Origin of the sequence: uncultured Thiothrix sp., assembly GCF_937876535.1 — a bacterium.
Taxonomy (GTDB): domain Bacteria; phylum Pseudomonadota; class Gammaproteobacteria; order Thiotrichales; family Thiotrichaceae; genus Thiolinea.
Map to the genome: position 1 here is coordinate 134417 of NZ_CALFHZ010000020.1, position 22537 is coordinate 156953.

The following is a 22537-nucleotide window of genomic DNA, read 5'->3' on the forward strand; positions in this document are numbered from 1 at the left end:
TTGGGCAAAAATAAAAGATCTATAATAAGCCTAAGATTAATAAAATTATTAAATTATCAGTTTTTGCTGAGTTGCTAGCTACCTAAACTCTTTCAGAGCGTTTAGGTAGCTAGGGTAAAGTAAAATTACTCGACGATGACCTGATAGCTGACGCTTCCCTTAGAACCGGCCTTGAGCTGCCCCGTGAATACCCACTCCAAACTAGTCGCACTGACCTGAGGCGTACAGGTAGTGAGTTCGGGTGGGGTCGTGCCACACCCTAAGGAGTTCGGCACCAACTGGGTAAACTCAGGTACTGAGTCCTGAATGGCTAAGTCATTGAGTAAACCATTGCCGATATTCTCATAGTGAAGGGTATAGCGGAGGGTTTCACCGGGTAAGGCGACCGTGCCATCGATATTTCGGGTCACATTCCAAACACTCTTTTCTAATTGTAGTTTACCTGCACCGTCAACAGGCTGTTGGGGCGTACCTGCAACAGTAGTCGTGAAGTCAGTATGGGTTTGGATATCATTGCTGATTACGTCCCCCGCTCCAAACTGAAAGTCGCTTTGTATGACTAGGCTATGTTGTGCCCCTTCACTGGCTGCAGATGGCGCATGAACTTTTACCAAGATACAAACTTTGGTATCTACACTAACCGCTAGGGCATTATTCAAAGGCGCATCTCCTTGACCTAATTTGCCATCGCAGTTGTTATCTAACAGGATGCTAGTGCCCCAGTCTAAATTAGCAGGGGTTGCTTGCTCATCTAACACACTAAAGCTAACAATCCCGTCTACAAAACTATGGAAAGTATGAGGGTAGGTGATAGTTGTGTTCGGGAGAATGCTTTTCTGATTATCGATACTAAAAATAGGTGTCTTAACATCGCCAAAATCAAGCCCTGTTTCATCATTGTTATTTACAGTAACTGCAAAACTATTAGCTGTACTGGATTGATAGCCATTCGAATCATGAGCTACCGGTGGGCAAACCTTTGGTGCTTTGATTTTTTCAGCAGCAGCTTCATACAGTTCGTAACTACCATTGGCAACATTAATAAAATGATATTGCCCATTAGCATCAGTCTTTGTAGCTACACAAGTATGAGTAACTGTATTGTATAACACGATACTGACATCCTTGATACCTGCTTCACTATCGTTGGCAGCATTTACATTGGTGTCTAAGAAAACTTGCCCACTGAGTTCATAACCGCCATCGTTAACAACAATAGCATAGTCTTCGACTTCCCCATCAGCCGCTATACCTTGAGCTTGGCTGGTTGGTGCTTTGCCAGTCGCAATATTAGGATCAGTAGTTAAACGTAAACGTAAATAAGTAGTGCCCGTGGTAAGGCCACTGAAGCCTTTCCATGTTAAACCTACAACTTTTTGAGAAGAACCTACTTCTACAGGAACAGTAGCAGCCTCAATAGCGTCAAATATTCCATTTTGATTCCAGTCTAACCATCCTACCAACCACGCTTTACTTGTGGTGGTGTTGGTAGCTATGACATTCACACTTGCTCCCATGCTTGCACTACTCAACACAGGTAAGTTAACAACTCCATTTTCATCATTAACTCCTGTTATATTGTCACCTGTGCCATTTAAGGGGGGAGAGGCTACAGCTTCAGCATCCAATGCATTTAATCCTAAATAGAGATTAGTCGTAATATTGTGTACAGCATTACCATAGGACGCTGGAGCATCACCAAAATCGGTACGGATGACGGTGGTTTTATAATCCTCAACTTCACCATCATTAGCATCACCGGTAGCCCCTAAACCTGTAGTGGATGACCAGCGGAAACGACTAAATATATAATTAGCAGGGTAGGTGACAGGAATGGGGAGATTCAGTTTGATAACCCCATTAACCGCGCCATCAGCATCGCCGGTACTGCCATCACGGGCGTTGATAGCAATCTGCTCTCCAGCATCAAAACTACCGTTATTATTTAGATCAAACCAAGCTTGTAAATAACCCGTGCTATTGGATACCGCGACATTAATGGTTCCGGTACGACCTAGGGCAAGCGTTGAGAAGGTTACGCCATCATCACTCGGGTCAGCATTGGCATTGGCATCATGGTAGGGGCCTGCATCAGTGGTTAGGCTAGTGCCCAGCTTCATGCTTAACACTTGTTGGTGAGAAGCATCACCGTAGCTGGCAGGAGCATCTGACCAATCTGGGCATGCTGATTTAAAATCGATGCTATCTACGAAATTACCATAAGAACCAGCACCATTGGCTTGGAAAGCAAAGCGGGTGATGTATTGTCCTGCCGGAACGGTATAAGTGCCAGAGTATAATTTCCAACCAGAAGTGCCGGTCGTGAAACTAGCGATAATCACTTCAGCACCTGGCGAACCTATTTTCAAATTAATCGTATCATTGCCTGCACGCCCACGATGCGCAAAACTCCAATGGAGCACGGTGCCCGGTGAGGTTTCACTGTCTTGATATAAAGCGCCTGCAACATCGGCATTTAACTCTGCAAAATATTGCCCCTCATAAGAGGGTACGCCCAAAAAGCCGTTTTGCCACAACTCAATGCTATTGCGTGAGGCAAAACTAGCCCCATCGCTAGGACTATTAGGAACAGTACTCCAGTAAGGTACTAGATCAAAAGCAAAAAGCTTATAATATTTTAGCTTATCTGATGCGTAATGAGTGCTAGAGTATTTATTTTTAATTAACATAACTAGCCTTGTGTCAGTTATTTTTATGAATTTATTAATGTCCGTAGTGCTTTTCACTTAGGAAAACTAAACAAGCTATACCCTATTGAGTTGTATTTTCTTAAGTTTTGGCAATTATGATTATAACAAACTGTAACTATGCTCTAAACTTAACCAAAATTTCTTTTAAATCAATAAGTGATTTTAAGTAGCTTGTTACTTTTGTAACAAGCTACTTTCTGATTCATTGAATTTTAATGGCGAAGGTTAAACTAGCATTATTCCCAGCTGCCAAAGTACCTACGACACCCGTAATATCACCTGTACTGCCTTGATTAATTGCATGGGCAAGACTGCCTTGACTCATTTGTGGTAGTCCCCCCGCTGTATTAAAAAAGGTATAAGCGGGGGTAGCATCTTGAATACGCACATTGCGGACTTCCTCAGCGCCAGTATTCGTAGCAGTTAATTGATAAACCACACATTGCCCTGGCTCAGCGGTAAACAGTGCATGGGTGAAGCCCGTTTCTGGCGAGCCATCACAATTACTATCCAATGCTTGTTGTTTCCGAATAGAAACATCGGAACTATTGGTGGTGGTGATATCAAGTGCTTGAACACTAGAAGCACCATTATCCCAAGTCGCTTTGACCGTCGTAATATTGGCTAGACCCATTTGAATATCAGAAGCAGCCAAGACTTTGGCAAAGATTAGCATAGTATCGCCTACTGCTAAATTCGCTAAGTTACTTAGGCGTTGATCACCACCACTTAACACACCATTCCCATCCGTGTCTGCATACAACAGTGACGTCCAACCAGCTTGCTCATCAGTGGTAGTCAGACTGATATTGGCTTTGTCTACATTACCTTGATTGCTCAACCAATGTGAGTACACGATAGAGCCACCAGGTAAGATTTGCCCAGTGTTATCAGGGTATAAGACTAAATCAGTAATAGCACCTACCGCGACAGCATCATGTTTAATATCACTAGCACCAGTCGTGGGTGATAAAACGCGGAAATATAAATGGATAATGCTACTAGTAGCATTCGCCGGTGCGGTGACCTCTGCAAATACTCGCTTATTGCCTTGAGATGGAATAGGGCCTGTATTGGTAATGACTTTAGCTTGTTCATCTAAAAAGCGTACTTTCCAACCAGTTGGAAGCGTAATAGTTGAAAAGCTGCTATCCGTACTGACTTGTAGGTTGTAGTTATCAGCATTGATATAGGTATTATTCACATAAAGGACAAACTCGGTCTTACTACCAGGCATCAAATTATTGACGGTAACGGGTTCTGGCTCTGGCCCCATGCCTTCTCCTGGTACATTGATGGTAGGTTGTTGCGGAGTTGTTGGATAACTGACACTGCGAGTCTGCACTACGAGAGTAGAGAGTGCCGTATTATTAGTTAAGTCAACTTGGCTAGAGCCAATATAAGTTAAAGTATTGATGGCTGGGTTTGAGACGCTATTATCTTTAAATGAAGTAGCATTTAAGGTGACTGAATAGGGCGTACCACCGTTAACACTGGCTGGTAAAGTTGCTTTAATAATGATTAAGGCATTGGTGTTTGGATCTAAATTACCTGTATCAGGAATACCATTACCATTTGTATCCAACAAAGGGGTATTACCATCTGCTTGGAACATATGTAGGACAGTTCCAGCTGGAAAACTGCTATTGCTAAAACTTAAGTCAAAACTATCAACGCCATTACCTTTATTCCATACATAATCTCTGAAGATGGCAGTACCGCCTTGAGAGATTGGATTGGATAAAATAGGCTCGTCATCGCCATCATTACTGGTGTAAAGACTACCATTAGTGATTACACCCACATCTTGTAGCACTTCAAATTTAACTGGGTTGGTATTGAAGCTGGGTGTAGTTGCAGTGCCATCATTAAATAAATATTCTCCAGTGTTAGTTAGTATAGAGGCTGGCACATTTGCGGCAATTTTTACTTCAAAACGCAACTCACCAGTCACCCCCGCTGCGACTTGGCTAATAATCGCAGTCACTTGATTGGTGCTATTAGTGTCAGCATCTTGAGTGGCTTCTGGCAAACCTGTACAGCTACTGTTGTAGGCACAATAAGTAATGGTTTGTACGCTACCTTGAACATCACTAGGATTTGCATCACTTAGAATCGTCGAACTAGATTCACTCCAGCGCGCACTATTAGCCACATAGGTCATACCTATTGGCAGAGCATCAATCAAAGTGACATTGCTGGCATCCAGCGCACTGCTATTGTGATAGCGTAAGGTCACTGTGTAGTTACCACTGCCCGCTGTGCCTTGAGTAGCACTCATTGATTTAGTGACATCTAAGACCGCACTACTATTCACTTCAGCAGTATCAACATTCGTCTTTTGTGTTGTGGGTGTGAAAGCACTCGCTGCAGTTAAAGTGTATTTCCCCGTTGTCGCATCGCTTAAACTAGCTGGTACCTCCGCAATCGCTACAAAGGAGAAGCTTTCACCTGATTTTAGCAAAGGTGTTTTTGTAATCGGGCTGCTGAGGTCATCCGCTTGGCCATCTTGGTTGGCATCGGCATAGAATTTCACCGTAGCGAAGTCGAAGCTATCACCGGTCATTTCAGCCGAGGCTAAACTGAAGCTGTCATCGCCATTCCCAGTGTTGGTGACAACGTGTGGGAATTCGACAGTGGCTCCACTACTGGCCAGCTTAGTCTGCGTTTGCACCAATTCTAAACCAGCCACTTGTTGTACCAGCGTTTCCACCATATTAGAGGTGACGCTGTAGGCTGTGCCGGCTTCATCCTTGAAAGTGGCACTGGCTTGGTTACGAATCAGGGTATTCGCCGCCGTCAGTGCCCAAGTCTGCAAGGGAATGAGCACGAAGCTCATTACCAGCAGTAGAAGCAGACGATTCAGGTTATTCAGTTGGTTTTTGCTCATGATTCGCAGCCTTCTTCTCATTATTATTTTTGTTGCAATCATCTTCAGCACGTTTGGCTTGCTCGCTTAATTGATCTCGGCCTGCCATATAGCGCGGGTTGCAATCCGGTTTGTCGCCAGTCAACCAGCCAAATAAGGCTTCATCCGCTTTCATCTGTAAGCCAACATAGCCACCTTGGGCATTGAAGCCTTCGGAGTCTAAGTCGCTATCATTAAAGCCAAGGAAGTTGTAACCCGCACCTAAGCGCACATTGTCAATTACATTGAATGCGACGCCAGCACCTAAAGAGTAAGCGGTGTTCGAATCACTGTTCAGTACACCACCATGTGCATCGAAACTGAAACGATCATTGATGTCCCAAATCACACGTCCATCGGCTAGGACAGCATTCGAGCTACTATTGCCCGCATCGCTTTTTAAGGTTTGGTGTTTAGCCCCTAAGCGGCCAGAAACATCCACATCCTCATTCACCCGATAATGCTGTTGAGTCGACAGAATATGCGTATTGGTATTGTCCGCATCATTCTTATCCCATTTGTAGGCATAGAGTGCATTGTAGTCATCCGCACCGGCTGGACGATGCGCAGCGGCTAAAGTCAGGGTATTTTGCATCGCATCTTCGCGACCATCACCGTATTTTTGCAGGCGTAGATCGTCTTGCGCCATCACAGTGGTCGTCTCGTTTAGCTTTTGCACATACGTACCGCTTAAGCCATAGTAGTCTTCATCATCGCTATGACGAGTTTCTAAACGCAGCAACTTCTTCGCATCTGGATCGCGGGTATCACTTAAGCCTACAGAGGCAGCGATACTGTCACTTTTGTCGGAGTTTTTATCATAGTTCATGAACTCGATCCCCGGTGTGACCACCAAGTTTTTCTCTAGATCGAAGGTTGACTTAGCACCATTCACTGCCACCACATCTTCACCACTAATATCGCCTTCGATACGATATTCAGAGTAAAGCTCAGTGGAAGGCAGTACTTGGGTTTTGACACCGGCCACTAAATTATTACTGGTATCCACCGCACCGGCTAAAGTACCACTGGATAAACGATCCGCTTGTTCATAGCGGATATAAGCTTTAGTTTTATCATTCACTTCCAGCTCAGCACCGATGCTAGCGCGTTGACGATCCGAGTTCCCGCCAATTTCACGCTCGTATTCAGCTTTCACATTACCATTGCGCTCAAACATCTTAATATTACGCTCGACCCCGACAATGGCGGTGTTGATGTTCTCTTCGCCATTGGCATCAGATTGACGGATATGACGTACCCCACCTTTGAGTTTCCACTCATCCAGTTTGGTGGTAGCGCTTAATTCCGCCGTTTGACGTTGGTCGTCAGTGCTTAACGATTCGCTATGGGTTAGTTCGGCTTTGCCTTCTAAATTAGCACCAAGCTTTTGCTCGTGGGTCAATTTCAATTCGCGCCGATCTGCAGTCACTCCCCCTGTAGAATTGGTATAACCCGCATCTGCTTGTACTGCCGTGAATTGAGTCTGTGCGGTTTCATTCCATTTCTTACTAGCTTGTAAGCGTACTGCTGTGCCACCTTCGCTGCCATCCGCATGGTTCATTTTAGCAACACCCGCTTGGATTTCAGTATCTGCGGTTTTGTACTGAGCAAATACCCCACTGATGTCATAGCCTTCAGTGGCGTGGTCATCCTTGGTATAGCTTGCACCTGCACTGAACTCATCTGTGAAGCGATGCATTAAGCGCACACCCGCTACTAGATAATCATCGCCTTTTTCAACACGGTCATAGGTAATGCGAATCGATACTGGATTTAACTGATCATCCAAAGTCGGAATGACTTTATGGAAAGTAATATAGCCAGTGACTTCATCAATCGAGTAATCACGGAAGCGTTCGAGTTTCTCAGTTTTGGTGATCAAACCAATATTGCCGCGATCACGGGTAATGATTTCAACGATATCCGAGTTGCGCACAATCGGATGGCCTTGCAACTGATAATGCATCGCCGTGCCATTACCCGGAATCTCTTCATAGCCACGTAGATTATCTTGTTGAGCAGCAAACATTTGTAGACGAGTTTTGCCGTTGTCATAGATGCCATTGAAGCCTGTCAAGGTACGTGAAACTCGTGCAATATCAGCGCTGCTAGTGTCATTGTCGGTAATATAATCACCCCACATAGCGCTATTGCGGTCTTTCTCCAATTTCACATACAGCTTGCTACGGCTTTGTGCTTCAAAGCCACGTAAAGAGGAGTCACCGTAGACCCGATAATATTCATCTGGATTAATGTCGCGTAACAGTTCAGCCTCTTTGTCTTTAGCGCTGTCATAGGCAGCAGTCAGATGCATATCACCACGTACTTTACCTTTCAGGAAGAGGGCAGAGCGACCATCGAATTCAGTACCATCGGCAGTATCATCGAGCTGAGTTAAGCCTAAGCTCTTATAGCCTTTTGCATAACCAGTATGTGCACGTAAATCTAATAAACCAACCGCAATCAGTGGGCGCATTTCTGCAATTTGTGCGACATCAGTTTCACTTTGTAGCGTACCCGTGGAGACACGCAGTGTAATTTCACCACTGGTCGCAGAGCTACGCAGATGCACAGTACGAGTACCGCTAGTAACCTTCACTTGGTGACCTGGCACTTTGTCCTGAATATCTGGTTCTGCCCAAGTACCATCGCTGGCTTCTAAGGTCAGGAAGTAAGTTCCTTTGGCTGGGTAGTTATTCACGTCCAGAATATCGATTTGCACTGGAACAGTAGAGCGACCACTGTCAGCTGTTAGCGTGCCATCAACTTTCAGTTTAATAGCCACCCCAGCCGAAGGACGCTTCACACTTTTCTCTGCTAAAGTACGTTCATTGCCAAAGGCATCTTTAGCAACGACTTTAATCTCATTCATACCTTCTTGCAGATCAACGCCATACCAGGCTAAGACTTGGGCTTTCGCGCTTTTATTCACAATCTGCTCACCCAGTTGGCTGCTAGACACAGCTTTGCCATTCACCATTAAACTAGGATCAACTTCGGAACGAATTACCACCATAAAGCGCCCATCTAAACTGGTATCACTTAAAGGCCATAACCATGTACCCGCTTTACCTTGTTCTGTGGTGATGGTTTTCACTACTTCTTTTGGATTAGGAATGGCCGATTCTTGAGTTTGCTGCTCAATTTCCGCCGCATGTTCAGTCGCAAAGTTTTCTTGTTGATTCTTCACCTGTTGACGATGGGCTTCCATCAAGCCATTGGAAATATCACCATTCTTATCCGCAAAGCGCGCTAAGTTCTGTAAATTCTCAGTATTCGCAGGGTCTAAGCTTTGTACTTCATTATTCCAGCCTTGAGCAGTGGTTTTATTTTTCGCCAGTAAGGCATTAATCGCTGGATTATCCACCGTTACCGTGCGGGTGGTACAACCCGCTGAGCGTTCTTCTGCAATTTCACGTGTTTTACATTCTTGTTGCAGTTGTTGCTGCTGAACTTGTTTTTGTACAGGCTCTTCATAAGTCATTATCAACTCAACCCGCCGGTTTTGTGCCATACCTTCTGGATTGTCATTGCTTGCAATCGGTTGAGTTTCACCGTGACCAGCGACGCTCACTTGAATCGGTTGACCTAAGTTTTGCTGAACATAATCAGCTACTTCTTTAGCACGGGCTTCCGATAAGCCTTGGTTAGTACCAAACTGTTCTTTAGTCGAGGGTTTCAAGCGCTGATTGTCTGTATGCCCGACAAATTGGAAGCGAACATTTTGCTTATCCTTGGTCATTTGCACGACTTTATTGAGCTTGGCTAAGTACTCGCTTGGAATCACTGCTTTGCCCGAGTCAAAGTGAACTGCTTGAATTGGGTTTTTTACCGTGCGGGTAGCTATTTCAGTGGTGGTAGTGACTACTGGTTTTTGGGTGCATTCCTGAACCTGCTTTTTCACTGGCTCAGCGCATTCTTCTACCGTGCGGGTTTCTACTTGTGGACAACCTGCTGTGAAATCCGCCCGATAGAAATCACCCGGAATCAAATCCACAAAACGGCTATCAGGATCACCCGCTTGAGCCACATCCAGAACTTGGAATTGCAGACCTTCAGGGACAGTATGTTGATCTACTTTCAGTACATGCACACCTGGTTGTAAGCCATATAAGCTGTATTGACCATTGATGTCAGTAATCACATAAGTACCGTCTTCCATATACAGACGTACACCCGCTAACGGATAGCCATTGGCTTGCTCATCAGGAGTACCTATTGCGCAGCCTTTTTCTAAAGCTAAGCGTCCAAATAGAATCGCCCGATCGGAGAGCACACCGCTCTTTTGTAGCTGTACTTGTGCACTCGCTACGGGTGAGGAAATCGCGGTATTGGTGGCACTATAACCAAGCGCTTGAGCCGTATTAATCCCATTACTATTATTGGCGGTTGCCGTCGCTTGGGTAATATAAGTCAGCGTAATTTCAGTGCCCGCTGGGAAATTACCAATGCGGAACTCTAATTGATTCGTTTTGCCATTGGTGCTTAGTAGAGGATCACTAATAAAATTACTGTCGACTTTGGCTGTGCCATTAATGTATTTAAAACCAACTGGTAAGAGGTCGCGAATAATGGTGTTGTATAAGTCTTCGCTGGAAGTATTGCGAATCTTGACTGTATACGAGACTAGCTCACCAATCGAAACCGTAGTGGCGGAAGCTTGCTTTTGAATCGCAATTTCAGTGCTGGGTGTGCTTGGGCGGTCGACTGGAATATCTAAAGTATAACTAGTCGCTGATTCAACCACTGAGATCATGCCGGCATTATCCCGCGCCGCAATCGTTCTAGCTGCTGCTTGATAGCCCTCTAAGCCATAGGAAGCTTCCCGTACTTGATCGTACTCAGTAGTTGTGTATTCTGCAGGCGGATGGGTAGACGGGAAGGTATAGGGCGAAGGTGGGGTAGTCTTAATATAGTATTCACCCACTTCTAAGCCAGTGAATTTGAAATCACCTTGATTATCTGAATAAACCGTTTTAGCAACGATATTATCCGCTACGGTAATTAAGTCGACTTTAGCATTGCTGATGCCATTAAGTTCTACTGAGTCAAATACAGTGCCTTCAATATCCTGCCCATCACGATCCTTAATAATTGGATCAGCAATTAAAGTATTACAGACGGTATTGCCTTGGAAATCAGGAGTGCCATCGCCATTCAAATCAACCATCGCTTGTTGATTAAAGACAGTTTGCTCAGTGGGTAATTTGGACACGGTAAGGGTATAGCCAAATTTACCGCTTTGATTCGCTGCTAAATAGCTAGCGGGGATTAATACTCCAACCTTGCTGACTGGACTGCTACCATCCCACGCACTATAAAAATTCCACTGACCTAAAGCATTAGCTACTAAGGTCAGACCTTGAGTTGGTTGTACAAAGAAAGCGGGCTGCTTCAGCAGGGTAAAATAATTAGAATCAAGCGCTTCTTCCAGCAAGACGCCTTTATAAGAAACGCCACCCACACTAATGGTGCGCTCTTCAGGTGCAGCGGAGCCTTTGTTAGTGAAGCTGATTTCATGATAACTACGATCGCCAATCGCTTGGGTCACTTGGCAATCCACATCACCAGTCTGATTCAGCTGTAAGACTGCGCCTTGTTTAATATTGACCGTATCAATATCACTGTCTTTAACGCTTGGGTCATTAGTCGAGGTTGTTGTAAGTTTAATAGTAAATTGGTCGCCAGGTTGACTGGTACTAGGTACGGTACCGACCACGACCACTTGAATGCTTTCACCCGGTTTTAATAGGTCAGTCTTAGTGATTTCGCGCTCACCGGGGTCGACTTGACCATTACCATTTTCATCCAAGTAAATTTTTAGATTTTCTAAATCCCCATTATCACCCATGAGGTTTTCAACGCTCAGAAGGTAGCTATCTGACTGATTGCCAGTGTTAGTAATTTTATGCGGGAAAGAAACGGGTTTGCCTACTACAGCAGGCTGAGTTTGATCTTGGTTCTGCTCGACCTGTAATAGGGGCGCAACCACTAGCGTAGCTACATTAGAAAGCGCAGTTGCTTTAATCTCTGTGCCATTTTTAGTTTTATAAGAGTACGATGCTTCTGCTTGGTTACTAATCTCTACACCCGGAGCAGTCGCTGCTTGGCTATAGGAGACAACATTAAGGAGCAGGAAGAGCATCAATGCGCTGAGAATGCGTAACATGCATGCCTCTCTTGGTTATTTTTCTAATTTTTGTGCTTGCAAGGTGGTGTTTGTGGGATCACCACAGCGCTATTCTATTCATAAAACTCCCCCTACCCAAAGGCAGAGGGAGTAGGCCTTATGCTTGATCTATTCAGTGCTAAAATTAATCAACTTTAGTGCTGAATTGAACCGTTGCAGTTTGACCCGGTACCAAGGTGCCGCCCACTGCCGGAGTTGTAGCAGTTGCAGCAATTGGACTATCACCGATGAAGAAGGAGACAGTACCGTTAACCTGCTCTGCATTATCATTATCTGCTGCATCAGTAGGTACTGAGAAGCTGGTGTTATCCAACTTGTACCGCAAGCTACCAGCTTGATAAGTAGTATAAGTTGGAACATTATCGCGAATGACTACTTTCAGAGCATTAGCATCCCCTTGGTTCTCTGCCACGATCTGCCAAATAGCACATTCGCCTGGAGCGACTTTAGAGGTTAAGTTAGCAGCGAAGGCACCATCAGCTGTGCCATCACAAGCAGCGTCATAAGCTACAGTTTTGACTAGGCGTACTTGACCTAAAATAACGGTAGAAATGTCTTCTACACTAGCATCTGGAGCTGCTGCAGCTGGGTCAGTGTTAGTAGCAGTGACTGTTAATGTGTTGATTTCGCCTGGATCAGCATCGCTAGGGGCAAAGACTACTGGAGTCAAAGGCATAGAGACGCCAGGTGGTAGAGTTACTTCTGGGTTCTTATCCCCATCACTATCTGTCCATGTTACAGGAACAATATTACCGGCGTTATCCATACCATAGATCTTATCTGTGGGGAGTAGCTGGCTAGTTGGCTTGTCTGGAGTGCCGTCACCATTAGTATCAACTAACAGGTTATTGTTCCAATTTGGCGTAGTACCTGGATTAGTTGCACTGATTTCAAAGGTTTCTTTGGTATTACCAGTGTTATCCAAAGTATGAGTATAGTCTACAGAACCACCCGCTTGGATTTGATCAGCTCCAGGAGGTGTTAAGGCAACTTGACGTAAAGGTGCTACGTCAATCGCATCCATCATGGTGTCAGTGGCACCTGTTGCAGATGACAATACTTTAATAGAGATTAATTGATCGCCGTCGCCATCACCATTGGTATCCACTGTACCATAGTCAGCTGCTGCATTAGCAGGATCAGTTGGAATGCTCACAACGGCAATATACTTACGGTCTGCAGTGCCTCCTGGTAAAGAAGGAGTAGTGGTGATTGGGCTACCAGTACGATTGCCGGCGGCATCAGTGGCATAAAAAGCCACTTTCCAACCAGTAGGTAAGGCACCTAAAGTTGTACCATCGCTGCCACCTGCACTTAGCTTAAAGGAATCCGCAGAGCCAGAGTCATTGTCAAGGTAGAATGGAATTTCTACTTGGCTGCCTACTGTTGCGTTAAAGGTTGGGCGTGAGCCTTTGGTCGTACTACTACCATTGTTAATGGTATAAGGCGAGTTGCCTAGTTCGTCCTTATCCACGCCGACTGTAAGGCCGTCAACACTATCAGTTAAGTCCACGCCAGAGCTGGTAATTGCACCTAATTTTAGAGTAGTCGCATTGTTAGCGGGGGTTGTGGCTGGATCGTTGGCTGAACTAGCTGTTACCGTGGCAGTAAAGCCAGGGAGAATTGGGCCTGTACCATCAGGATCAGGACCAATGCCGCTAGCATTGTTTGGTAGTTGTGCCTTTACCATAAAGGTTGTGGTTGCACCTGCAGCTAATGGGCCAGTGTCAACCCCGCCTTTACTATTGGTATCCGTTAATTGAACGGTTCCAGCTTGATTCCAAATCGTGAAAGTGGTACCTACTGGGAAGTCGCCTTTAGCAATCAATAATTCAAAGGTATCAGTACCTGAACCATTGTTCGTAACATCAACCATGAACTGAACTGAAGAGCCTACAGGTGCTTGAGTAACATATTGAGTATCATTGTCACCGTCATCGTCTAAGCCATCGTTGACTGTGTCATTCATGTTCTCATCGGTATCATTCGCGTCTACAGCGTATTTCTGCGGCAATACAGTTTGAGTAGGGTTAGAAGAAATCGGGTCTTCATTACCTGGTATGCCATCTAAGTTAGCTTGTAACCAAGCAGTATTCTTAATAATATCGCCTGCAGAGCCAGCAATTGCATTGTTATTGAAGGTAGCAGGGTCATATTCGACCACCATATTGACACTAACGGTTTGGTTAGGTGCAATAGATGCATCTATCGCACTAATACCGGCTACTGCAGTATCATTTTTATCGCCATCATTGTTAACATCAATATTTAAGGTTGTTTCATTATGAGTAGCAGCAGCAGGTAAGGTGTCACCATTAGCCGTCAAGATGCCTTGAGCGCTGGTGCTAATTAAAGTCATGGGGACGCCATTCTTATCAGTCGGAATAGCATCATAAATATTGACACCCGTTGCGGCACGATTGCCGGTATTGGTAATCGTTAAGGTATAGGTGATGCGGTTAGTCGCAGCATTCAATACCGCTGATTTAGTGTAGTTCAGAACGGCATCACCAGAGATAGTGATTAAGTCTTGGTTAGTGCCCTGGGTACTATCAGTACCACCGGTGGTATCGGTCGCATCAGTGACTGGGCCATTTGCTGAGGTAGCAGTTAAGATAACCCCCAGTTTTTGATTTGTGGTTGCACTACTAGGTACGGCAACAGCAATAACTAATTCAGCACTTGCACCAGCGGCTAAGGTAACATTAGTTACTTCAGGTTCACCGGCATCCACTAAACCATTACCATTCAGATCGCGGTAAACTTTGACACTACTAGAGTCAATATTATCCGTGATCGTTGCATCATTGGTGGCAGTCAAATTATAGGTGTCACTACCATTACCATTATTGGTTAAGGTGTGCTGGATATAAACCATTTGGCCTGCCGTTGCAGTCTTGTCAGTGTCACTCGCGATTTCAGCTTTATAGACTTGTTTGACAGTAATAACAGCTTCATTCGATTGAGCTGAGTATTTATTACCAGCGCTATCTTCATAAGTGACAGTTGCTAAGTTTTTAATCAATGTGCCAGCTGCAGTCGCTGCAACCGCTGGGGCAATACTCACGACTAGACCACCAGCCAATAATGCACCTGCACAAACTTGGCTTAGTTTTCTTTTATTGAAGGTCATAGGGTTGACTCTCTCTTGTTTTTATTAATTAATGACGCTTAAGGGTTTGTTTTTTTAACTATTTAACGGTAGAGCGGTAAGCAAAGTTTTGTACTTCACCTGCATTCAATGGCTCTTTCATTGTCCAACGTAAGTGCGTGTAAGCACTTGGTGGAATAATTTTTTCAACTTTCTTGCCATTCGCATCTTTAACCATGCGTTTTACCGGCTCGTTTTCGAAGGTTTTGCCACCATCGATACTGACTTGTAAGGCTGCTTTGGCTTCCGTAAAAGCACTTTTACCAATATAAGCGGTTACACGTGGCACAGGGCCAGTGATAACTAGATCTTTTAATGGATTCGCACCGGTATTTTCATAGGTCAACTGATATTCAACCGTTTGACCAGGCTCTACTTCAGTCGCAGGTTGCAGAACTTCTTTACCCGCTTTATCAGTACTAACCACATAAGCGGTCATACTATTTTGCAAGGGTGCTTTAGAGGCTTGAGTATTAGCAATTGCAATACCACCGGCAATTACTGAGGCGGCCACTAATAAATAGGCATAGTCGCGCTTTTTGAACAGATGAATTTTTGGAAACATGAATGAACCCCTCTTAACAACTAGTAGTTATGTATTTTTTTAATTTGGCGTTGTGGTCTAATCAATCCTAGCAAGGATAAAGAATTGTAACTAAATATTGCCAGAAGAGGGGGAAAAGCCGATAAATGGAATTAATGGTATTTATTCAGGAAGTAAACGGCCAGCAATAATGTGATAAGTTTGTGGGCTGGTGAAGGTGTCCCAAAAGCGCTGTTCACTTGGGGTAGCAAACCAAACTAAAAAAGTCATCCCTAACAAAAACATAGATTTAGCAGGTTTGGAACTATCAAATAATTTTAAAGCAGTCCCAAACGAGCGCTTAATGCGATAGTTCATAAAGTCAACGCTATAAATTTCATCCAATACTAAATGTAGAATAAATCCGATGAATAAAAACAAACCAATTAGCCACGAGGTAAAATCATTCTTGCCTAAAAGGTGGTAGCTCATTGCGGTAATTGAAAAAGTAGCAAATAAAGCAGCAATCAAGGAGTGGATAGAGCCACGATGAGTCGTATATTTATGAAAGATCTGCCAAAAGACAAAGCGAATCCCTAAAAAGGCACCTATGCCCACTAACCATAACTCACTGATTGACATGTCATTTTTAACTGAAAATACCATGAGAAAAGCGACAAAAATCCCAAGCATCGAGAACATGATTCGACTGGGATAAGCATGTTGTAAATCAACATCTGGTAAAATTCCGCCAATCGTTCCAACCAAGGCAAGAGTCAAAGCATCTTGTTGGCCGACCAAGCCGACTTGTAAACAAAGAATCGACAGCAAGCCTGAACCCGCAGCAGCCCAAGTAATATGAGTATGAAAGTTAGCCATATAGTGAAAATTTACTAATTACTAGTATCGTCTGTATTATTCATTTTTATTAATCCCTCTTTACCAGCTAAGAGGTTTTTTATATTCGACTGATGCCGCCACCAAATTAAGGCAGTCATTAAAATTAAACCTAAGGCTAAATACCCACTCTGGGTAAATAAATAGAAAATAATGGGTGCTACTAAAGTAGCGATAAGTGCTGAAAGGGAAGAAATTTTAAGAACTTTGGCGATAAATAACCAAATTAAAGCGACACATACCCCTGCCCACAAATGTAGCCCAAAATACACCCCTAAGGCAGTCGCTACGCCTTTACCACCTTTAAAGTTGTAATAAATTGGAAATAAATGACCTAAAAATGCAGCAAATCCAATTAAAAACAACCAACCGTAGCTCAAACCCAAGAGTTGCCCAAGTAAGACTGGGATTAAACCTTTTAACATATCGCCTGCCAAGGTGATTGCGGCAGCTTTTTTTCCACCTACGCGTAAGACATTAGTGGCGCCCGGATTATTTGAGCCAGCCGTACGCGGATCGGGTAAGCCCATTAATTTGCAGGTAATAATTGCGGTCGAAACCGAGCCTAATAAATAAGCTAAAACTAATAGGGCGTAGGACATAGCAGCGTGATCCCTTATTGCTTGGTAGAATGCGCCAACATGATAGCCTGAAAGGAACAGAATTGTCGCAGCTTTTTACCATTACCGAAGGCCAAGGCCGCCCACTCGTGGCTTTGCATGGCTGGGGAATGAATCAATTGGTTTGGCAGCCCATTAGGAAGCGTTTGACTCAACAAGCTCAAGTGACTTGGATCGATTTGCCTGGTCATGGGCGTAGTGCTGAGCTGCAATTAACCAGCCTTGAAGCAGTGGTGGAAGAACTTAGGCCACATATTCCAGCTAATGCCATCATTATGGGCTGGTCTTTAGGCGGTCTTATTGCCCAAGCTTTAGCGCAACGCCTGCCAGAGCAAGTGGCTGGTTTAATTCTGGTTGCCAGTACTCCACGATTTGTGCTGGCTCCGGATTGGCCTTATGCACTTAGCACCGAAGTTCTACAAGGTTTTGCAGATAATTTGGAGCAAGATTATGCAGCCACAGTACGGCGCTTTTTTGCCTTACAGTTTATGGGGGTGCGGAGTGATCCGGCTGCTTTAAATGCTTTGCGTGACCAAATTTTGCAATATCCAGCAAGTTTGGAGGCACTCAACGTGGGTTTGGATATATTGCGTACTGCCGATTGCCGGCAAAACCTTGTCCAATTACCTTGTTTATGGATCTTAGGGCGTTTGGATAAATTAATTCCTATTAGTTTGGCAGAGGGTTTGCAAGCCTTGCATTATAACGAAGTGCAAGTGTTACCTAAATCTGCACATGTACCTTTTGTCACGCACCCCGATGAATTCATGCTAATAGTGGAAAATTTTATTTATGGCCTCTAAGACTGTTCCTGCTGAGTTAGCCTATTATCTTGATCCGTTTAAAACCAGGTCAGGGTTTAATCGTGCTGCACAAACCTATGACCAAGCGGCTTTTATCCAACGTGAAATCGGTGATCGCTTAGGAGAGCGTTTGGATTATGTGCGTTTACAACCGGAGCGGGTGGTGGATTTAGGTTGTGGAACCGGTGCGATTAGCAAACAACTCTTAAGTCGCTATCCACAAGCTGAGGTCATTAGTCTTGATCTGGCTTTAGGCATGGTGGAAGAGACTAAACGCCAAACCGCTAATGTCAGGCTCAATGGGATTTGTGCAGATGTGCAGCAGTTACCGTTTCAAGATGATTGTGTAGATCTCTTAATTTCTAACCTGATGCTGCAATGGTGTAATGATTTAGTGGCAGTATTTCAAGAATGTGTAAGGGTATTGCGGCCAGAAGGCCTATTCACTTTTACCACTTTCGGGCCAGATACTTTATATGAGTTACGGAATAGTTGGGGGCAGGTAGATGGTTATACCCATGCCAGTCGCTTTGTAGATATGCACGATGTAGGCGATGCCTTATTGCAAGCAGGCTTTCGTGATCCGGTGATGGATCGGGACGTGATTACGGTCACTTATCCAGTAGTGAAAGGTTTATTACAGGATTTAAAAGCAATTGGTGCCAATAATGCCACTTTAGGGCGCAATCGGGGGTTGACGGGTAAACAGCGCTTGCAGGCTTTTTATCAGGCTTATGAACATTATCGCTTGGCTGATGAAACTTATCCGGCAACTTATGAAGTGATTTTTGGCCATGCTTGGGCACCACCAATTAAACCTAGTGCTAAGCCTGAGCGCTTTATTCCGATTCAAGCTCGCTAGCTAAGGATTAGGCGAATCGCCTGATAAATTTTGTTCTTAATCTCGGGCTGAATTAAGTAGCTTAAATGACCAGCTATACCTTTAGTCAAGTAGTTTTAAGTGGATAATTGTATCTATTCGTAAAGGCTTTATGCTATATTTGCTGCACTGCAACAATTTAGAGTTTTTCTAGGAGAAAACTGTGGCAAGCTCTTCCAAATCTTTACCGACTTTAGCAACTGAAGTTGCTTATGCAGCACCGCAAGTGATTGCGCATCGCTTAACCCGTATGGCTTTAGCAGGGGCTAATCCATCTGCTCGTGATCAACGTGAGTTTTATCGAATGGGTGCGGAAAAAGTAGAGGCTTTTTATGAGTCTTGGAATGCAATGCTGCTGCAATCTTTACAAATTAACCAGCGTTTATTCTTCTCTTTCTGGTTTCCTTGGGCAGCGCAAGCATCTTCCAAAAACCCAGTTGAGCAGCTAGAGCAAGCAGCAACGCAGATTTTGACCAGCGGCATTAAACCCCTACATAAGCGGGCAGTTTCTAATGCGAAGCGCTTAAATAAGACTAGCTTAATCTAAGTTTTCAAGCCCTTGCTTGCTTTCTAAAAGCAGTTAGTTCAAGTGACTGCTTTTATTGATTGACTGTTCAGTCAACGATATTTAATATGCCAGACATCAACAGTTTGTCAGGTGGTACTGAACATGAGCGAAAGGCCAGCACGTCGAGGCGGTGGACGCGATAGTAAGCGCGCAGCCCGCCAAGTTTCTCAGACCAAACAAGCAGCCTTCATTGAGCGACGCATTCCCTATTTTGAAGTGCTCAGCGAAGAAAATTTGGCGCTGATTGAGCACAATGCAGACACCATCCTTGAAGAAATCGGGATTGATTTCCGTGATGACCCCGAAGCTATCAGCCTGCTGAAAAATGCGGGTGCAGATATTCAAGGGGAGCGTGTGCGCTTTCCACGCGGCATGTGCCGCTCGCTGATTCAAGCGACTGCCCCCAAAGAATTTACCCAACATGCACGTAATCCTGAGCGTAGTACCATTATCGGTGGTAAACGCACTGTTTTAGTGCCAGCTTATGGTTCACCCTTCGTGCGCGATTTAGATAAAGGTCGTCGCTACGCTTCCATCGAAGATTTCCGCAATTTCGTCAAACTCGCTTATATGAGCCCCGGCTTACATCATTCCGGCGGTACGGTTTGCGAACCCGTTGATTTGCCAGTGAATAAACGTCACTTCGATATGGTGTATAGCCATCTCAAATACAGTGATAAGCCGTTTATGGGTTCTGTGACCCATCATTCACGCGCACAAGACACCGTGGATATGGCAAAGATTGTATTCGGTGAAGAGTTTGCGACCAATAATTGCGTTACGACCAGTTTAATTAATGCCAATTCGCCGATGACCTACGATGACACCATGTTAGGTGCTTTGAAAGTCTATGCGCGCAATATGCAGGCTACGGTCATTTCTCCATTTATTCTGTCTGGTGCGATGTCACCCGTGACAGTTGCTGGTACAGCCACACAAATTCTGGCGGAAGCCTTAGCCGGGATGGCCTTTGCGCAATTAGTCCGCCCTGGTGCTCCAGTGGTGTTCGGGACTTTCTCTAGTGCTGTTTCCATGCAATCTGGTGCTCCTACTTTTGGTGGTGCTGAGCCTAGCTTAGTGATGTATACCGTCGCGGCTTTAGCGCGGCGTTTAGGTGTGCCTTTCCGGAGTGGCGGTGGCTTATGTGCTTCCAAATTACCCGATGCACAAGCCGCTTATGAGGCAGCTAATACCTTACAAACAGCCGCTTTAGCTGGCGTGAACTTCATGCTGCATACAGCCGGTTGGTTGGAAGGTGGTTTAGTCATGGGCTATGAAAAGTTCATGATGGATGTCGATCAAGCAAATATGATGTCGGTGCTGCTCGGCGGTGTAGACATGAGCGAAAATGGTCAAGCCATGGATGCTTTCCGTGAGGTTGGCCCTGGCAAACATTTCCTTGGTGCTGAGCATACCCAGCGTAACTTTGAAACAGCTTTCTATCGGTCTACACTCGCAGATAACAATAGTTTTGAGCAGTGGACGGAGGAGGGCAGCCAAGACATGGCACAGCGCGCAAATACCCTATTTAAGCGGGTGTTGGCTGAGTATGAACTCCCACCGATGGATCAAGCTATTGATGAGGCTTTGCTCGAGTTTATGGCTAAGCGCAAAGCAGAATTTCCCGATAAAGATTATTAAGGAGCACAGGTTATGGCAGAAGAATACGATGATGGTGATGAACTAATTCTTTCCGAGTTAGATGACGAAGAGTTAGTGGCGCAGATGCATGATGACCTGTATGACGGTTTGAAAGAGGAAATCGAAGAAGGCGTCAATATTCTCCTTGAGCGTGGTTGGGCTGCAGACAAAGTGTTGACCGAAGCTCTAGTTGAAGGCATGCGTATCGTTGGCGTGGATTTCCGTGATGGTATTTTATTCGTACCGGAAGTCTTATTAGCCGCAAATGCTATGAAAGGTGGGATGGCGATTCTGCGTCCACTGCTAGCTGAAACCGGCGCTAAACCGATTGGCAAGATGGTAATCGGTACGGTTAAAGGCGACATCCATGACATCGGTAAAAATCTAGTGACGATGATGATGGAAGGTGCTGGTTTCGAAGTGATCGATTTAGGTATCAATAACTCAGTTGATGAATATTTAGCTGCGTTAGAAGAGCACAAACCGGATATTCTTGGGATGTCTGCGCTTTTGACTACGACTATGCCTTATATGAAGGTGGTTATTGATGCGATGGTCGAGAAAGGCATTCGTGATGACTACATCGTGCTAGTTGGCGGCGCACCACTGAATGAAGAGTTCGGTAAAGCGGTCGGTGCAGATGCTTATTGTCGGGATGCGGCAGCAGCTTCTAGTACCGGTTTAAGCATGGTTCAACAGCGCCAAGCAGCCTAAGTTAATAGCTATGTCAGCTCAAGTAGAGCCAGTCTTAGTGCTGGCTTGTGGTGCCTTAGCCCGAGAGATTCAACAGCTTAAGCTAATCAATGGCTGGGAGCATCTCAAAATAAAGTGCCTTGAAGCTGATTTACATAATCGCCCTGAACGCATTCCTGAGCGCATCAGGGCGGATATTCAACGCTATCGACCAAAATATTCGCAAATCTTTGTAGCCTATGCAGATTGTGGCACAGGTGGTTTGTTGGATAAGGTTTTGGCAGAAGAGAACATTGAACGCCTACCCGGTGCACATTGTTACGCTACGTTTGCCGGCCAACAGCCGTTTGCTGAATTAGCAGAGGCTGAGTTAGGTAGTTTTTATTTAACTGATTTTCTCGCCAGACATTTTGAGCGCTTAGTGATTAAGGGTATGCAGCTCGACAAGCACCCCGAGCTATTGCCACTTTATTTCAATCACTACAAGCGTCTTGTGTATTTGGCTCAAACCTCGAATCCTGATCTGCTCGCTAAAGCGCAAGCAGCAGCCGAGTTTTTGCACTTAGAATTTAAGCTGGTTCCAACCGGCTATGGTGAACTAGCCACAGAATTAGCGCGGATTGCGCAAAGGTGATAACGATGGCAGAGCGTGTGATCGTGTACTGGCGAGATATTCCTTCTCAAGTCATTTTGAAAAAAGGTCGCTTGAAAGGAAAGGCACTTTTGAGTGAAAAATTTCAAGAGGCGATTGATAAAGCAGCGATTCGTGCCGGCAAAGCAGGTACGGATGATTATGTAGCTGAATGGCATCGGGTTAGCAGTGAGGTTGAAGTCGGTGCTGATTTAGATGCAGCGGCTCATCAAGAAGCGGCTTTATTAGAAGCGCAATTCCCTGATGAAGTTTTAGAACAAGTCATACGCAATGGTGGCCTTGTCGCTGCTTGAGGAG

14 protein-coding genes are annotated in these 22537 nt (G+C 44.8%); 7 read left to right on the plus strand and 7 right to left on the minus strand.

From position 1 onward, the window contains the following. Nucleotides 1-125 precede the first annotated feature (125 nt). The 7 genes from Q0230_RS12680 to plsY form a co-directional block, all read right to left on the minus strand. Nucleotides 126-2690: a GEVED domain-containing protein gene (locus Q0230_RS12680; protein ID WP_298610490.1), complete on the minus strand. Its 2565-nt coding sequence runs from the start codon at nucleotides 2688-2690 to the stop codon at nucleotides 126-128. A gap of 223 nt (nucleotides 2691-2913) precedes the next feature. Continuing rightward, the gene (locus Q0230_RS12685; RefSeq protein ID WP_298610491.1) at nucleotides 2914-5601 is read right to left on the minus strand and encodes a hypothetical protein; all 2688 of its coding nucleotides are present in this window, start codon (nucleotides 5599-5601) and stop codon (nucleotides 2914-2916) included. Continuing rightward, nucleotides 5579-11791: an OmpA family protein gene (locus Q0230_RS12690; protein WP_298610492.1), complete on the minus strand. Its 6213-nt coding sequence runs from the start codon at nucleotides 11789-11791 to the stop codon at nucleotides 5579-5581. The genes Q0230_RS12685 and Q0230_RS12690 overlap by 23 nt, the downstream gene beginning before the upstream one ends. 145 nt (nucleotides 11792-11936) lie before the next feature. Then, nucleotides 11937-14945 carry a hypothetical protein gene (locus tag Q0230_RS12695; protein WP_298610493.1) on the minus strand — a complete coding sequence of 1003 codons (3009 nt, stop codon included), beginning with the start codon at nucleotides 14943-14945 and terminating at the stop codon, nucleotides 11937-11939. 58 nt (nucleotides 14946-15003) lie between these two features. Then, the gene (locus Q0230_RS12700) at nucleotides 15004-15528 is read right to left on the minus strand and encodes a hypothetical protein (protein ID WP_298610494.1); all 525 of its coding nucleotides are present in this window, start codon (nucleotides 15526-15528) and stop codon (nucleotides 15004-15006) included. Nucleotides 15529-15669: 141 nt separating this feature from the next. Then, on the minus strand, nucleotides 15670-16365 hold the full coding sequence (locus Q0230_RS12705; protein WP_298610495.1) for a metal-dependent hydrolase: 696 nt from the start codon (nucleotides 16363-16365) through the stop codon (nucleotides 15670-15672). Between the two features lie 14 nt (nucleotides 16366-16379). Beyond that, entirely contained in the window at nucleotides 16380-16985 is a 606-nt protein-coding gene (gene plsY, locus Q0230_RS12710; RefSeq protein ID WP_298610497.1) for a glycerol-3-phosphate 1-O-acyltransferase PlsY, read from the minus strand. Nucleotides 16986-17047: 62 nt separating this feature from the next. Here plsY and bioH point away from each other — a divergent pair, with 62 nt between their 5' ends. The 7 genes from bioH (at nucleotide 17048) to Q0230_RS12745 (ending at nucleotide 22533) form a co-directional block, all read left to right on the plus strand. Continuing rightward, entirely contained in the window at nucleotides 17048-17806 is a 759-nt protein-coding gene (gene bioH, locus Q0230_RS12715; protein WP_298610499.1) for a pimeloyl-ACP methyl ester esterase BioH, read from the plus strand. Beyond that, nucleotides 17796-18668 carry a malonyl-ACP O-methyltransferase BioC gene (gene bioC, locus Q0230_RS12720; RefSeq protein WP_298610501.1) on the plus strand — a complete coding sequence of 291 codons (873 nt, stop codon included), beginning with the start codon at nucleotides 17796-17798 and terminating at the stop codon, nucleotides 18666-18668. Before bioH ends, bioC begins: the two co-directional genes overlap by 11 nt. 181 nt (nucleotides 18669-18849) lie before the next feature. After that, nucleotides 18850-19233, plus strand: a complete 384-nt coding sequence (locus Q0230_RS12725) for a polyhydroxyalkanoate granule-associated phasin (RefSeq protein ID WP_298610503.1) — start codon at nucleotides 18850-18852, stop codon at nucleotides 19231-19233. 123 nt (nucleotides 19234-19356) lie between these two features. Continuing rightward, nucleotides 19357-20895, plus strand: coding sequence for a trimethylamine methyltransferase family protein (locus Q0230_RS12730; RefSeq protein ID WP_298610505.1), 1539 nt, complete (start codon nucleotides 19357-19359; stop codon nucleotides 20893-20895). Between the two features lie 12 nt (nucleotides 20896-20907). Next, the gene (locus tag Q0230_RS12735; protein ID WP_298610507.1) at nucleotides 20908-21609 is read left to right on the plus strand and encodes a B12-binding domain-containing protein; all 702 of its coding nucleotides are present in this window, start codon (nucleotides 20908-20910) and stop codon (nucleotides 21607-21609) included. Nucleotides 21610-21619: 10 nt separating this feature from the next. Then, entirely contained in the window at nucleotides 21620-22222 is a 603-nt protein-coding gene (locus Q0230_RS12740) for a DUF1638 domain-containing protein (RefSeq protein WP_298610509.1), read from the plus strand. A gap of 5 nt (nucleotides 22223-22227) precedes the next feature. Further along, complete coding sequence (locus Q0230_RS12745; RefSeq protein ID WP_298610511.1) at nucleotides 22228-22533, plus strand: virulence factor; 306 nt, start codon at nucleotides 22228-22230, stop codon at nucleotides 22531-22533. Nucleotides 22534-22537: the final 4 nt, after the last annotated feature.

Excerpts from the sequence above, each read along its gene's own strand:
- Q0230_RS12690 (WP_298610492.1), bottom strand. The coding sequence starts at position 11,791 with ATGTTACGCATTCTCAGCGCATTGATGCTCTTCCTGCTCCTTAATGTT.
- bioC (WP_298610501.1), top strand. The coding sequence starts at position 17,796 with ATGGCCTCTAAGACTGTTCCTGCTGAGTTAGCCTATTATCTTGATCCG.
- Q0230_RS12695 (WP_298610493.1), bottom strand. The coding sequence starts at position 14,945 with ATGACCTTCAATAAAAGAAAACTAAGCCAAGTTTGTGCAGGTGCATTA.
- Q0230_RS12685 (WP_298610491.1), bottom strand. The coding sequence starts at position 5,601 with ATGAGCAAAAACCAACTGAATAACCTGAATCGTCTGCTTCTACTGCTG.
- Q0230_RS12680 (WP_298610490.1), bottom strand. The coding sequence starts at position 2,690 with ATGTTAATTAAAAATAAATACTCTAGCACTCATTACGCATCAGATAAG.
- Q0230_RS12705 (WP_298610495.1), bottom strand. The coding sequence starts at position 16,365 with ATGGCTAACTTTCATACTCATATTACTTGGGCTGCTGCGGGTTCAGGC.
- Q0230_RS12745 (WP_298610511.1), top strand. The coding sequence starts at position 22,228 with ATGGCAGAGCGTGTGATCGTGTACTGGCGAGATATTCCTTCTCAAGTC.
- Q0230_RS12700 (WP_298610494.1), bottom strand. The coding sequence starts at position 15,528 with ATGTTTCCAAAAATTCATCTGTTCAAAAAGCGCGACTATGCCTATTTA.
- Q0230_RS12735 (WP_298610507.1), top strand. The coding sequence starts at position 20,908 with ATGGCAGAAGAATACGATGATGGTGATGAACTAATTCTTTCCGAGTTA.
- plsY (WP_298610497.1), bottom strand. The coding sequence starts at position 16,985 with ATGTCCTACGCCCTATTAGTTTTAGCTTATTTATTAGGCTCGGTTTCG.
- Q0230_RS12740 (WP_298610509.1), top strand. The coding sequence starts at position 21,620 with ATGTCAGCTCAAGTAGAGCCAGTCTTAGTGCTGGCTTGTGGTGCCTTA.
- Q0230_RS12730 (WP_298610505.1), top strand. The coding sequence starts at position 19,357 with ATGAGCGAAAGGCCAGCACGTCGAGGCGGTGGACGCGATAGTAAGCGC.